The following is a 12,820-nucleotide window of genomic DNA, read 5'->3' on the forward strand; positions in this document are numbered from 1 at the left end:
TATTGTTATGTTAACGCGTGTATTTGTGACGGGTACCGACACTGCTGTCGGTAAAACCGTGGTGTCACGGGCCTTACTTCAGGCCTTAAGCCAAAATGGCAGAACAGCGGTAGGCTATAAGCCGGTAGCGACAGAAAGTAAAGAGACACCTGAAGGGTTGCGTAATCAGGATGCACTTATTTTGCAGGCTTCATCCTCTATAAAGTTGGATTATCAGGAAGTTAATCCATTCCCGCTGCAAGGGGATGTTATCCATGCCTGCACGGATACGCTGATTAATTACGGTGCAATGACCGAAGGATTACAACGTTTATCCGCCAAAGCCGATACGGTTGTGGTCGAAGGTTGTGGTGGCTGGAAAGTTATGATGAATGACCAGCGTTTCTATTCTGATTGGGTGATACAGGAACAATTGCCGGTTATTTTAGTCGTCGGAATTAAATTAGGTTGCATCAATCATGCATTATTAACAGCACAAGCCATTATCAACGATGGATTACCCTTATTGGGATGGGTCGCAAATCGAATTAATCCCGGATTAGCTCATTACGCCGAAACAATTGCTATGCTACGCGAACGGTTACCTGCGCCACAATTAGGGCAATTACCTTATCTTCCTCATCCAGAAGAGAAGCCGCTGGCGAAATATTTAGATTTGACGGCGATCGGCTGATCATCTATTTATCCCTTTGGGCTGATTAAATTAATAGTGGCTATCCACTATTGCATTAGTTGCCTATTTTAGCGTGAATGATATACCGAAATCGGACGCAACCATCGGGCTATTGTTGTTGAAATAACACAGGATAATAGTAATCCTGGGAGTAGGGTGTATTCGCCCGTCATTTCGCAAACCATTAATGCCGCCATGATAGGGGCATGAGTAGTCGCAGCCAATAGAGTCGCCATACCGGTCAGTGCCATCAACAACGCAATATTGTCACCAAGAGCTGGCCACCAGGCAAACATCTGCCCACATAACATGCCTAACGCGGCCCCAACAAACAAGGTCGGGGTGAATACCCCGCCCGGAGCACCTGAACCGCTACTGGCTAATACAGCCAACAATTTGCATATCAATATACCTGCAATCAATAAAACCCCTGGCGGAGCTGTCAACAGTGACTGCACCACACTGTAGCCATTGCCCCAGACCTCAGGGAAAATCAGCGATAATAGCCCGACAATTATCCCCCCCAGCGCAAGCTGTAATGGGGGAGAAAGATTCAGCGAGCGGAAAGCATCGCCACTGGCGGCCATCCCTTTTAAAAACAAGGGACCACAGAAGCCAGCCAGCAAGCCTAATAGTGCCATCAGTAAATATTGTATTGGCCACGGTGATGGTAGCGCTTGCACTTGATAAAGGGTTTCCTGGCCACCGTGCAGCAGGTTGGTGGTGAGCAATGCACTGACGGCAGCGATCACTACTGGCCCAAGTGAGGCCAGCATCAACGTACCAAACAGAATTTCCGCAATAAATAGACTGCCCGCCAGCGGCGCATGATAGGCGCTGGCCATCCCGGCGGCGGCACCACAGGCAACCCAAAGCTTCCATTCGTTAGGTTTGGCATAGCGCTGAGCAAAAACGGACGCAAACAAAGCGGCCAACAGCACCATTGCCCCTTCGCGACCAATCGCACTGCCGCTGGAGACCACGAGTAATGAAGCGAGAGACTTGACCAGACTGGCGGAAACATCTAACCGGCCATCACCGATCTCGATGGCCTCCATATAATCAGTTGGCGCACTGGGCTTTTGTTTTCGGTAACGCTGGTATCCCCATAAAAGAGCACCGGCGGCCAAACCACCTAATGCGGGGGTTAATGCGCGTCGCCAGCCAGTAATAGAAGAGGCAGCGGCTACCAGACTGCCATCAGTTCGGGCAAATAACAGCCACTCCAAGCCCAACATTGCTTGATGGAATAACCAAACAATCAAGGCTGCCATCATACCCAGCATGATCGAAATCAGTAGTCGACGCAGCATGGCGCGATAGTAATACAGGTGGGCAGGCCGTTTCATGCAACGCTACTGACTGACATAGTGAGGTAAACCCCATACTTTGGTGATTGATAGGTAAGTTGACGGAGAGTGTGTTACTTGTCATCGATTGTTACTTGCCATCAAATGAATGACCAGTAAAAATTGAGAAATGCAGAAATAAATTATTGATAAAACAAAAGGGTGCACCGAAAGGCACACCCAGACCGGTGACGGCGAAATTACTCGCTGTCGGTTATGCGGGTATAAACAATTTTCTGGCTATCATTTTCGCAATGTCCAACCACCTGACCGCCAGCTTGCTGAACTTGATCATTAGGAACGATATCCAGTTTAAAGCCGGACTCAGGCACCCCATTATTGATAATCTTCTGCGTGATATCTGCTTTCACACTTTCACAAGATGCCAGAGCAGCCAAAGGGGCCAGCGATAACAACAATGTACTGATAATAAGCGTTTTTTTCATCATAAAATCCTTATGTGGATGAATAGCTTGCCTAACATATTGATTCTTAAACCGTGCCTAAAGGATAGTCCAGATTCTCATAACCTCAAGTAAATCTGAGCCATAGCCACCCATTACGGATTAATCTGGCGACCTGATAGCCGATCCAGACAGCGCTGCGTGTTAGGCTCCCAATAGGCGTTCAAATTTTCACTGCGGTCGCAGTTGTCTTTCGCATCTTCAGCCCGATCAAACTTATCAAAGTTCTTTTCAACCCGGGTATTAACTTTATTGCGCAGGCGATGAGTATCATCCCATTGCTGTTGGCTTTGGCGAGCCTGTTCTTTGGACATCGAATCATTACTACCACCAACAGAAACACAAGTGCTGCCTTGGGTGCAATTGGTCGCCTGTGCCAGGGCCGGTGTTTGCCAGGCAAGCATAACCAAAGCTAGCGGTAGAAACGCACGCGTCAGGCGTGGCAGGCTAGTTATTTTCATCGTCTTAAGTCCTTTATTAGTCGGTGATGTTAAATCATCATGTGGTTTACTGGCACGCTATCAGCGGATAAAAAATTATATCATTGCTTTCGGTATATAAACCAGTCAGCGACAGGTTTGTCGGGAATATGTAGAGTAACCTAATGTTAATTTTAAACATTTGCCTCAGAGGTAAGATGTTGCTGGCAATATCAAGAGATCAGAACATGTTAAAGACGTCGTTACTGTTTTTTGTTACCGCACTGGCTGAGATAATTGGCTGTTTCTTGCCCTATTTGTGGTTACGTAAAGGAGGCCCTCTCTGGTTATTACTGCCCGCGGCGGCCAGTCTGGCAATGTTTGTCTGGTTATTGACACTGCATCCCGCTGCCAGTGGGCGTGTTTATGCGGCATACGGTGGGGTTTATGTCGCGACAGCGCTAATTTGGTTACGGGTAGTGGATGGCGTGAAACTTTCACTGTTCGATTGGGTCGGCGCAGGGGTCGCTCTGATTGGGATGCTGATTATTGTTGCGGGCTGGCGAGTAAATTAAGGGTGGGGCGGTGATAGCCCCCTCGTTTTCTTTATTGTACTAAATGTGATTATGATGATATTAATTAAAACTGACAAGCAGCCATTGAGATTATATATAATAAATTTTCGACTATATTTTTAGTTGATTTGTCTTTTGGTATGCATATGGATAAAATGCCTAAACGGAAAAATTTTTATTACAGTGATTTCGTTAAAACCATCACTTCAATATGATAGCATCCATCAAGCTTCATGCGGCAATGAATATTTAAATTTATTATAATGGGTTTATTTATAATTATTTTCCTAAATAACATTAGGGCAGGATTAATTCACTTAAGATTAATGAATAGTAGATAACTAAAGTGCCTTCGAGACCATCTTGATATCGCGGATTCTGTTGAGTATACTTTATAGGGTTGCACTCAATGGTCACATTCTTTTTTATTAAAAATAACTTGAGAGGCTGAACTGATCATGGATGAAAAAAATAAGCCATCGGATTCAAAAAATTTAGTCGTAAAATCCTTAAATTCACTGCCGCTGATTTCCATTATGGAACACAGCCATGAACCGTGGGTTGTGAGAGATTGCCAATCGCGTTACGTGTACGTAAATCAAGCCGGTCTGGATTTTTTAAATTTACCTGCTGGTTTTGATATCGAGGGACGGTTAGATAACGAATGTCCGGCTGATTGGGCGGAGTTTGCTGAACAATATCAAGCGAATGATAGAAAAGCGGAAAAAAGTGGAAAACGTGTGGCTATTATTTCAACCAATTTTTATGGCCGAGATAGAATACTAGAACCCTACTATTTACCCAGGTTTCCTATTTACAATAAAATCGGTGAATGTATAGGAACATTAACAAATGCCAGCAAATTAAATTTTATTTCTCTTTCTCAATATATAGACCGCCGTACACCTTCAGTATTAACACTTACCCCGCCAACAGATCTGTTTAGTGAAAAAGAACTTGAGATAATCTTTTTCATATTACAACCTATGACTACTAAGATGGTAGCGAAAAGGCTTTCTTTATCACACAGAACAATAGAAAATAGATTAGGTATAATGTACGAAAAATGCGGTGTTGGTTCTATAAATATGTTTAGAGAGTATTGTGGGAACTTAGGTTTTGATTTATATATCCCCCCTAAGTTTGTAAGACCCAATGTTCAAAATCAGAGTTAATTTTATATTAAAAACACCCAACGCCAAGCATGCTGATAATTGTTGCGGACTGGCGGATAAATTAAGGGTGGGGCGGTGATAGCCCCAGCCCAATTTTACCCAATAACGCCTGATATTAACCTTCGCGATGAATACTCAACCCAGCAAAAGATTGACTGACCGGCATCATCTCCAGTGAGTTAATATTGACCCGTGCTGGCAGCGTAGCAACCCAATAGACGGCTTCAGCGATATCCTCAGGTATCAGTGGATTAGCGCCATCGTAGGTTTTATTGACTTTATCGCCATCGCCTTTAAAGCGAACTGCTGAGAATTCAGTGCCACCGACCATACCAGGCTCAATATCCGTCACACGAATATGTGTACCGTGCAAGTCAGCACGCAGACCCAGACTAAATTGTTTCACAAACGCTTTCGTGGCTCCGTAAACATTACCACCGGCATACGGCCAGTTGGCGGCAGTAGAGCCGATGTTAATCACGTGACCAACATTACGTGCCACCATTGCGGGCAATAATGCTCGAGTCATATTCACCAAACCTTTGGTGTTGGTGTCAATCATCGTATCCCAGTCTTCAACATTAGCTTTATGTGCAGGTTCCAACCCCAATGCCAAACCGGCATTGTTAACTAACAGATCGATATCTTTTAGTTCGGTAGGTAGCTCATCGATAACTTGCTGAATAGCCGCCCGATTCCGTACATCTAAACGTACGATATGTAACTGCTCACCCAATTCGTCCTTCAATTCTTCCAAACGCTCCTGACGACGACCTGTCGCGATAACCTGATGACCGTGGCTAATAAACTTTCGAGCGATTGCCTCACCAAACCCTGAGGTTGCACCAGTGACGAAAACGATCATACACATTCCTTATTTTTAGTTGCTAAAAATATAATTGATATGATTAACATACTCTTAACTACAGAAGGAAGCTATTCCGGCATAGTCCACTACACATTTTAGCGTCGTGATGGTTTCTTACGTACTTCATCGCCCGCATCACCGCTAAGGGTTAATGTATCTACTAACGATAGTAATGCGACCAGCGCGATAACCACAAATGCTATCTGGAAATTCTCCAATGGGATCACACCTGCGCGATGGGGGTGAAACCACTCAGCTATCCGCAGCGCCAAGGCTCCGATGGCGATGCCGAGGCCAATTGCCATCTGTTGCGCCATATTAGATAGCGTATTGGCACCGGCCATTTTCGGACCAGGCACTTCAGAAAAAGCCAGCGTATTGAACGCAGTAAACTGCATTGAACGCGTCAATCCGCTGATAAATAACAACACAATAATCAGCGTTGTTGGTGTTTCTGGCGTGATAAACGCACAGGCAAAGATAGTCGCGGCATTGAGTAAACCATTAACCAATAGTGTAGGGCGGAAATGAAAGCGATAGAGGATAGCAGAGGTAAAAGGTTTCATTACCAGGTTACCAGCAAACACCGCCAACACTAACAAACCGGCATTAAAAGCGCTCAGGCCAAAACCTATCTGAAATAGCAACGGCAGCAAGAAGGGAACAGCACCAATAGCCATTCGGAATAAACCGCCACCCCAGATAGTGACGCTGTAACTTTTTATTTGCAAAGCCCACAAATCAACCAATGGGAATGCCTGATGTTTTGCATGATACACCGCCAGTGAACCTAGTATCAGGCTGCCTGCAATACAGAATAGTGGGATTAAACGTGACAAGTTTTGATGATTAAATAATTCCAGACCAAACATCAGGCTAAAACAAGCAGCGCCGGTTAACAGAAAACCAAGGGTATCAAAAGGCGTTTCTTTCTGTGGCGACTCCTGCGGTATTAACCGCCATGCAAGCCATAACCCAATGATCCCCAATGGAACATTTAATATAAATATCCAGTACCAAGAAGCATAGGTAGTAATAAAGCCCCCCACAGGAGGTCCGAGTATCGGGGCTACCAATCCGGGCCAGGTAATGGTGGCGATGGCTTTGATCAGATCAGGTTTGGCCGTATTACGTAATACAATGAGCCTACCGACCGGGACCATCATCGCACCGCCAAAACCCTGCAAAATTCTTGCGGCAGTAAATGTCATCAAATCAGTGCTTAATGCACACAGCACTGATGCTAATGTGAAAATAATCATTGCGGCAGCAAAGATATTACGAGCGCCACAGCGATTGGCAATCCAACCACTGGCAGGAATAAAAACCGTCAGTGTCAGAATGTAAGCAGAAATACCAATATTCATATCAATGGGATGTACTGCAAATGCCGTCGCCATCTGCGGCATGGCGGTGACAATAACTGTCCCATCGAGATTTTCCATAAAGAAAGCGCCAGCAACCAATAATGGCAGAGCGGAATTGCGCACTATCGATTGGCTCATCATTCGCACCAGTGGGATTTGTGGTAATTTACTGATTTATATTGGAATAGATAATTTAAGTTGGCTACTGGAATCACGTTTCAGATCCACAAGATTTTCTGACATATTTCGAGCATACCGGATCTAGATAGGATTAAAAAGGGGGGTTATTGGTGACGGTGTAACAAAAAAATAGGCAATCAGGGAGATTTGCCATCTAATAAAATGGGCTGTCACTTCACAGCCCATTCTGATATTACCGAGCAAACTATCATGGTTATTTTTTCTTATAAACATCAGCAGTAGCATGAATTTTTGTGTTGGTATTTGCTGATGTTACAACAAAATAATCCCCACCAAGCTCATCAGCCTTTTTAGACAATTCTTCCTTAGCATCACTCGGCGCTAACTCGCCAGCAGTAACAATATTGCCGATTTTTTCGTATTGACCTGGGCTTTTACTCAGTTCATCTTTAGTTAACAATTCGGCGGCGATGGCACCGGAAGAGAATGCCCCTAAAAGAACTAATGTTGTCATTGCTTTAAATAATTTCATAGTATCCTCTCATCAATAATATTTACGGTTATGTGAAGCCTTATTCCAGTGGAAAGGTAAGTATTGTTCTCATTGCGGGTTTTATCCAGTGGATCGGCTGCTTTTAGGATTTTTGCACATTCGGGCAAGGATCATCGCCCGATTGAACATATAAGATAATTTGCTTAAAATAGATAAAAAGGTGATCGTGATGAATATGAATTTTTACCTCTGTCCGCTGTTGCTCCATCCCCGAATAACTGAATGCAGTGATTATTTGAACGTGTAGTCACTGCCACGAAATTAAAATGTTCCGTGGCTTTCTTTTTGAAAGGGAAAAGTCATGAAAGAGAAACATTGGTCAAGAGTGGAATATCTCCATCTCACTGTTAAAAATCCAAATATTGAAATCAAAGGCCAACATAGCTACTACAGCGATAGCTGGGATCAGGGATTTGAAAGATCTGTCGTTCGATACCTGCATGGGGATACCATCAGTCAGGAATGGGAGCCGCTTGGGCATACAGACAGGCTTATCATCGGAGATTATGTCTGTATTGCGGCTGAAACAGTTATCTTGATGGGAGGTAATAACAATCATTGTACTGATTTTATTAGCCTTTATCCATTTATGAGCATGATAAAAAACTCATATCAGCACCGGGGGGACACAGTGCTGAACGATGGCTGTTGGCTCGGTATGCGTTGCATGATTATGCCTGGAATTACGGTCGGTGAGGGTGCCGTTATCGCGGCTGGGAGTGTTGTTACAAAAGACATTCCGCCATACGCTATTGTTGGTGGCAATCCGGCACGCGTTATTAAATTTCGTTTTACACAAGATGTCGTAACACGCATTCTAAATTTAAGTATTTACGACAAATCTGAAGACGAATTAGCCCGGTTAATTCCCATACTCAGCTCTGATGATATTTCCGCATTGGAAGTCGCGTTAGCAAAGTGAAGTGCCTTAATATCGTATTTGAACAATGATCCAACCACAGCACTGGAAGACGATTCCAGTGCTGTTTTTAGTAGAACGTAGATAACTCAAAAGGCCCAGCCAAGGATAGTTGAGTAATTAATGACGGACCGTAAAATATGAAGCGTGAACTACGCCAGCGCAATGGTACAAGATGTTCGTGAGTACGGAACAACTGCCAGGAGCTTGGCAAGTACACTGGATTGAAGATTGAATAGTACAACCTGAGCAGGCAAGTTTCCCCTGAGCTGGCGTACCAACGAAGAGATTTAAATAATCAACAACCACATACATGATAAAGCCTAAACCCTCAGATTCTACCTAACACCACCTTGGTGCGCATAATGTATATTATGTTAAATTGATTGGAGCAACCCATAACTTCATGGTTATCTGTGCCACCATCACAAATCCGTCAGTTACCTTTGATGATGCCCCTCTCTATTTTGTTATGATCTTCATTGTTCATTGCAGATTTTGATGAATGTTCGTTATGTTGTCAGGAGTGATTTCTCATGTATTCACTCCCCAACCTCTGTCGACATTATCAGTTTCAGGAAATAATTCTTTACTGCCTCATCACCATCTTTAATGGTTTGCGAACCTAAAATTATTTATGTCATTATCCCAAGGTTATTATTTATTAACTAACTCGCCATAATGCACCGCTAACCAGATAGTCGGTCCATTCGGATCGGTCCATGCAACCCGATGCCGGCACTGGGCTGGAATATTAACAAAATCCCCGGCGTGTAGTTCACGAACGCTCGATTCATCTGCAAAATGCAAACATGCGGATCCCTGAACAACCATCACCCACTCACTTTGTGGCTGACAATACCAGAAATCTGGCGGACTCGATTGCCCGGTTGATATTATGCGTTCAATACGGACATTTGGTTGAGATATCAACTCTTCAAAAGTTTCTGATGCCGCCTGTCTCGCCGCGTCTGGGAAGTTAGTAAATATATTTTCCGTCATATAAAATAATTCCTCTATTCGTTAGCTGAAGATCCGCGCAGGTCTGTGTGACTATGGGAACGATGTGCGAGTATCCACGCAATGAGTAAAATCAAATTTCATGTATTTGGATACAAGAATCGGATGATTTGAATATAATTCTGCTCGAAGGAATAATAAATAAGGCACCATTGAATACTGACTCAGATATTAAGTACAATCCCTGTTAGCGTTAGTTAAGGCTCAACTGGTCTGTTTAGCTCCGGTTTATGCCTTTTAACACCATTAACAGTAAGATAAAGAAGAAGTTATCAATAGAAGAATTAAATAAAACAATTGAAAACTTAAACAAACAGAGGACAAAAATGTCCGTATTGTCTATTTTTGCCACTGATGACCATAGCTGCTGCTTGCACTTTAGCAGAGGATAGTCGGTTTCTTTGCCAGGCAATTATCAAAAACTGGAGAGTATTATCGCCTGTTCTCATCGCTTTCACTCTGTAACTAAAGTTACACCGCGGGGTGCACTTCTCGCTTGTACTCTTTTACTTGCCAGTTGCTCCTCCGAACCGCCGAGGTCGCTCGTCACCCCGCTACCTTCGGTGGCTAAAGTTCAGCAGAGTCAGGAGCCGGTGCGCGGTGTCTGGCTGGCGACTGTTTCCCGCCTCGACTGGCCACCGGTAGCGTCAGTCAATGCCAGCAGCTCTGCTATCCGCATCAGCCAGCAGCAGCAAGCACTGACCGATAAGTTAGATAAGCTAAAAACTCTCGGTATCAACACCGTGTTCTTCCAGATTAAGCCTGATGGAACTGCACTGTGGGCATCAAAAATTTTGCCATGGTCAGATATGCTGACGGGCAATATTGGTGAGGATCCTGGATACGATCCCCTGCAGTTTATGCTGGATGAGGCGCACAAACGTGGCATGAAAGTCCATGCTTGGTTCAATCCCTATCGAGTATCTGTCAATACCAAGCCGGCTACTGTTACAGAACTGAACCGTACATTGTCGCTACATCCGGCCAGCGTATTTGTGCTACATCGCGACTGGGTCCGCACCGCAAACGAGCGTTTTGTCCTCGACCCAGGTATCCCTGAGGTACGGGACTGGATCACCAGTATCGTGGCCGAAGTCGTTGCACGTTATCCTATTGACGGTGTGCAATTTGATGATTATTTTTATGCCGAGTCAGCAGATTCAGCCCTGAACGACAGCCAGACATTCAAAAAGTATGGTCAATTATTTGAATCAAAAGCGGACTGGAGACGGCACAACACTCTGCAACTTATTCAACAAGTTTCACGCACTATCAAGCAATTGAAACCCAACGTTGAATTCGGCGTCAGCCCTTCTGGTGTCTGGCGTAACCGTTCACACGACCCAGCAGGTTCCGACACGCGAGGAGCGGCGGCATATGATGAAGCTTATGCAGATACCCGCCTCTGGGTACAACTGGGATTACTGGATTACATTGCTCCGCAGCTTTATTGGCCCTTCTCACGCCAAGTAGCCCGTTATGATGTGCTAGCCAAATGGTGGGTTAGCGTGGTGAAACCCACAAAAACACGGCTCTATATTGGTATTGCCCTGTACAAAGTGGGTGAACCTTCAAAAAATGAGCCTGAATGGTCGAATAATGGGGGCGTGCCAGAGCTGAAAAAGCAGCTCGATTGGAACGAGTCAGTACCACAAATCACCGGAACGATTCTGTTTAGAGAGAATAACCTCAACCAACCACAGACCCAAGAAGCAGTCAGTTACCTTCGAAGCCGCTGGGGTGGTTAACTAAACTCTTTAGGCAATTATTTGGCTCAGCCGCTGTATCCCTGCTACGATTTCCGCAGGTGAATGAGCGGCAAAACCTAATAAAATAGCCTGTTCTGGCGAATTTGTTTGGCAATAACGAGAAAGTGGTTGTGCCCCTAGCCCAATTTTACGACATTTATCGATAATATCTTGCTCTTTTAGATTGTCTAATAACCAGCAGACAATATGAATACCTGAATCAGCAGGTTCAATCTTAAAACTATTTGGCAGATATCGTTGTATGGCGTCTATTATTACTTTTTTACGTTCGTAGCAGGCTTTTCTGACCCGTCTCACGTGGCGGGCGTAATGACCATCAGAAATAAAAGTGGCCAGTGTAGCTTGTTCTAAATAAGATGTACGCGTATCTGCATAGTATTTAGCGAGCTTAAATGACTCAATGAGATTATTCGGTATCACCAGGAAACCTAAGCGAAATTCGGGGAACATCATTTTTGAAAAGGTTCCGGCATAAATTACTCGTTGTTGTTTATCCAACCCCTGAAGAGCTTGTATCGGCGGAGCGGTATAGCGGAATTCACTATTATAGTCATCCTCAAAAATCCACGTTTTATTTTCAGCCGCCCAGTCAAGTAAAGCCATCCTCCTCGATAAACTCAATGTTCCTCCCAGCGGAAATTGATGTGAAGGAGAAGTGAAAATCATTTTGGCATTTGGCCAGCCCCTGATGCCATAGGAAATATCCATACCGTCTTTATCACTGATTACAGGGCAAATTTTGGCACCCATGGCAGTAAATGCACCTAAAGCACCATCATATCCTGGCTCATCCAGCCAAACTTCATCGCCCCTTTGCAACAGAACTTGTGCCGCCAAATTCATCGCCTGTTGAGTCCCATTAACAATGAGTATTTGGTCTTCATTACAATTTAAACCACGTGTGGTTCGAACATAATCAGATATTGCCATCCTTAATGGCTGAAATCCTAAAGGTTCATTTAATTGCCCAATCTGTTGGCGAAACTGCCGCCACGCTCGCCCTAATAACCGCCCCCAAAGTTCATGGGGAAATAAATCTGTACACCCTATTCCAATACTAAAAATTCGATTTTGTCCGGTATAAGGTGAGGATTTATCCCAAATTGAGGACATTATTTTCATTTGCGGATTAATATTGAGTTCGATGTTTTTATCATCAGCACATTGGTGTTGGGAAGTAGCTTGTATATGAATCATTTCATCAGGAATAATGGATGAAACATAAGTACCCGCGCCCTTCTTGGTAATTAGATAACCTTCATCAATCAAGCGTTCGAAACCCGAAATAACCGAATTCCTGGAAATTGACATCATTTCAGAAAGCGTTCTGCTGGAAGGAAGTTTAGTTCCCGACCTTAATTGCCCATTGAGGATCAATTCTTTTAGCGCATGATGAAACTGCTCTTTAATTACGCCTTTCTTAAGCAATAAACTGGGGAAGTTGGCATCGTTCTTTTTCATTGTAAAGTGGATCCGTTAAAAATGAAGAAAGTGTACCTTATGTAAGACCACTATAAAAACTATGATT

General features: G+C 44.0%; 13 protein-coding genes. 5 read left to right on the forward strand and 8 right to left on the reverse strand.

What is annotated here, in order from left to right; genetic code table 11:
* Window positions 1-7: 7 nt before the first annotated feature.
* Window positions 8-673, forward strand: coding sequence for a dethiobiotin synthase (gene bioD, locus Q2T72_RS11275; RefSeq protein WP_372559022.1), 666 nt, complete (start codon window positions 8-10; stop codon window positions 671-673).
* 68 nt (window positions 674-741) lie between these two features.
* Here bioD and clcB read toward each other — a convergent pair whose 3' ends face one another.
* The 3 genes from clcB to Q2T72_RS11290 form a co-directional block, all read right to left on the reverse strand.
* The gene (clcB, locus tag Q2T72_RS11280; RefSeq protein ID WP_083158846.1) at window positions 742-2,022 is read right to left on the reverse strand and encodes a voltage-gated ClC-type chloride channel ClcB; all 1,281 of its coding nucleotides are present in this window, start codon (window positions 2,020-2,022) and stop codon (window positions 742-744) included.
* Window positions 2,023-2,222: 200 nt separating this feature from the next.
* Window positions 2,223-2,468: a DUF1161 domain-containing protein gene (locus Q2T72_RS11285; RefSeq protein ID WP_083158845.1), complete on the reverse strand. Its 246-nt coding sequence runs from the start codon at window positions 2,466-2,468 to the stop codon at window positions 2,223-2,225.
* A 113-nt stretch (window positions 2,469-2,581) separates the two neighbouring features.
* Window positions 2,582-2,947, reverse strand: coding sequence for a DUF1283 family protein (locus Q2T72_RS11290; RefSeq protein ID WP_083158844.1), 366 nt, complete (start codon window positions 2,945-2,947; stop codon window positions 2,582-2,584).
* A gap of 206 nt (window positions 2,948-3,153) precedes the next feature.
* Between Q2T72_RS11290 and Q2T72_RS11295 the strand changes: the two genes are divergently transcribed.
* Together Q2T72_RS11295 and Q2T72_RS11300 are read left to right on the forward strand one after the other, a co-directional pair.
* Complete coding sequence (locus Q2T72_RS11295) at window positions 3,154-3,480, forward strand: YnfA family protein (RefSeq protein WP_083158843.1); 327 nt, start codon at window positions 3,154-3,156, stop codon at window positions 3,478-3,480.
* A gap of 458 nt (window positions 3,481-3,938) precedes the next feature.
* Window positions 3,939-4,655 carry a helix-turn-helix transcriptional regulator gene (locus Q2T72_RS11300; RefSeq protein WP_372569184.1) on the forward strand — a complete coding sequence of 239 codons (717 nt, stop codon included), beginning with the start codon at window positions 3,939-3,941 and terminating at the stop codon, window positions 4,653-4,655.
* 115 nt (window positions 4,656-4,770) lie between these two features.
* On the opposite strand, the gene ydfG is transcribed toward Q2T72_RS11300, so the two are convergent.
* The 3 genes from ydfG to yahO all read right to left on the reverse strand — a co-directional run bounded on the left by ydfG (window position 4,771) and on the right by yahO (window position 7,563).
* Entirely contained in the window at window positions 4,771-5,520 is a 750-nt protein-coding gene (ydfG, locus tag Q2T72_RS11305) for a bifunctional NADP-dependent 3-hydroxy acid dehydrogenase/3-hydroxypropionate dehydrogenase YdfG (protein WP_050085366.1), read from the reverse strand.
* A 98-nt stretch (window positions 5,521-5,618) separates the two neighbouring features.
* Window positions 5,619-7,028: an MFS transporter gene (locus Q2T72_RS11310; RefSeq protein WP_372569185.1), complete on the reverse strand. Its 1,410-nt coding sequence runs from the start codon at window positions 7,026-7,028 to the stop codon at window positions 5,619-5,621.
* Between the two features lie 256 nt (window positions 7,029-7,284).
* Window positions 7,285-7,563, reverse strand: a complete 279-nt coding sequence (gene yahO, locus Q2T72_RS11315) for a DUF1471 family periplasmic protein YahO (RefSeq protein ID WP_083158840.1) — start codon at window positions 7,561-7,563, stop codon at window positions 7,285-7,287.
* 322 nt (window positions 7,564-7,885) lie between these two features.
* Here yahO and Q2T72_RS11320 point away from each other — a divergent pair, with 322 nt between their 5' ends.
* Window positions 7,886-8,506 carry a CatB-related O-acetyltransferase gene (locus Q2T72_RS11320; RefSeq protein WP_372569186.1) on the forward strand — a complete coding sequence of 207 codons (621 nt, stop codon included), beginning with the start codon at window positions 7,886-7,888 and terminating at the stop codon, window positions 8,504-8,506.
* Window positions 8,507-9,160: 654 nt separating this feature from the next.
* Here Q2T72_RS11320 and Q2T72_RS11325 read toward each other — a convergent pair.
* Window positions 9,161-9,505, reverse strand: coding sequence for a cupin domain-containing protein (locus tag Q2T72_RS11325; protein ID WP_083158838.1), 345 nt, complete (start codon window positions 9,503-9,505; stop codon window positions 9,161-9,163).
* A gap of 452 nt (window positions 9,506-9,957) precedes the next feature.
* Between Q2T72_RS11325 and Q2T72_RS11330 the strand changes: the two genes are divergently transcribed.
* A complete protein-coding gene (locus Q2T72_RS11330; protein ID WP_227746590.1) occupies window positions 9,958-11,271 on the forward strand; it encodes a glycoside hydrolase family 10 protein in 1,314 nt (437 codons plus the stop codon).
* 9 nt (window positions 11,272-11,280) lie between these two features.
* On the opposite strand, the gene Q2T72_RS11335 is transcribed toward Q2T72_RS11330, so the two are convergent.
* Entirely contained in the window at window positions 11,281-12,753 is a 1,473-nt protein-coding gene (locus Q2T72_RS11335; protein ID WP_372569187.1) for a PLP-dependent aminotransferase family protein, read from the reverse strand.
* Window positions 12,754-12,820 lie beyond the last annotated feature (67 nt).

It is taken from the genome of Yersinia sp. 2466 StPb PI, assembly GCF_041538325.1.
In the GTDB taxonomy this organism is placed as follows: domain Bacteria; phylum Pseudomonadota; class Gammaproteobacteria; order Enterobacterales; family Enterobacteriaceae; genus Yersinia; species Yersinia enterocolitica_E.

What these genes read in the sequence shown, in the direction of transcription:
- bioD (WP_372559022.1), top strand. Translation starts at nt 8, where the DNA reads ATGTTAACGCGTGTATTTGTGACGGGTACCGACACTGCTGTCGGTAAA.
- clcB (WP_083158846.1), bottom strand. Translation starts at nt 2,022, where the DNA reads ATGAAACGGCCTGCCCACCTGTATTACTATCGCGCCATGCTGCGTCGA.
- Q2T72_RS11285 (WP_083158845.1), bottom strand. Translation starts at nt 2,468, where the DNA reads ATGAAAAAAACGCTTATTATCAGTACATTGTTGTTATCGCTGGCCCCT.
- Q2T72_RS11290 (WP_083158844.1), bottom strand. Translation starts at nt 2,947, where the DNA reads ATGAAAATAACTAGCCTGCCACGCCTGACGCGTGCGTTTCTACCGCTA.
- Q2T72_RS11295 (WP_083158843.1), top strand. Translation starts at nt 3,154, where the DNA reads ATGTTAAAGACGTCGTTACTGTTTTTTGTTACCGCACTGGCTGAGATA.
- Q2T72_RS11300 (WP_372569184.1), top strand. Translation starts at nt 3,939, where the DNA reads ATGGATGAAAAAAATAAGCCATCGGATTCAAAAAATTTAGTCGTAAAA.
- ydfG (WP_050085366.1), bottom strand. Translation starts at nt 5,520, where the DNA reads ATGATCGTTTTCGTCACTGGTGCAACCTCAGGGTTTGGTGAGGCAATC.
- Q2T72_RS11310 (WP_372569185.1), bottom strand. Translation starts at nt 7,028, where the DNA reads ATGAGCCAATCGATAGTGCGCAATTCCGCTCTGCCATTATTGGTTGCT.
- yahO (WP_083158840.1), bottom strand. Translation starts at nt 7,563, where the DNA reads ATGAAATTATTTAAAGCAATGACAACATTAGTTCTTTTAGGGGCATTC.
- Q2T72_RS11320 (WP_372569186.1), top strand. Translation starts at nt 7,886, where the DNA reads ATGAAAGAGAAACATTGGTCAAGAGTGGAATATCTCCATCTCACTGTT.
- Q2T72_RS11325 (WP_083158838.1), bottom strand. Translation starts at nt 9,505, where the DNA reads ATGACGGAAAATATATTTACTAACTTCCCAGACGCGGCGAGACAGGCG.
- Q2T72_RS11335 (WP_372569187.1), bottom strand. Translation starts at nt 12,753, where the DNA reads ATGAAAAAGAACGATGCCAACTTCCCCAGTTTATTGCTTAAGAAAGGC.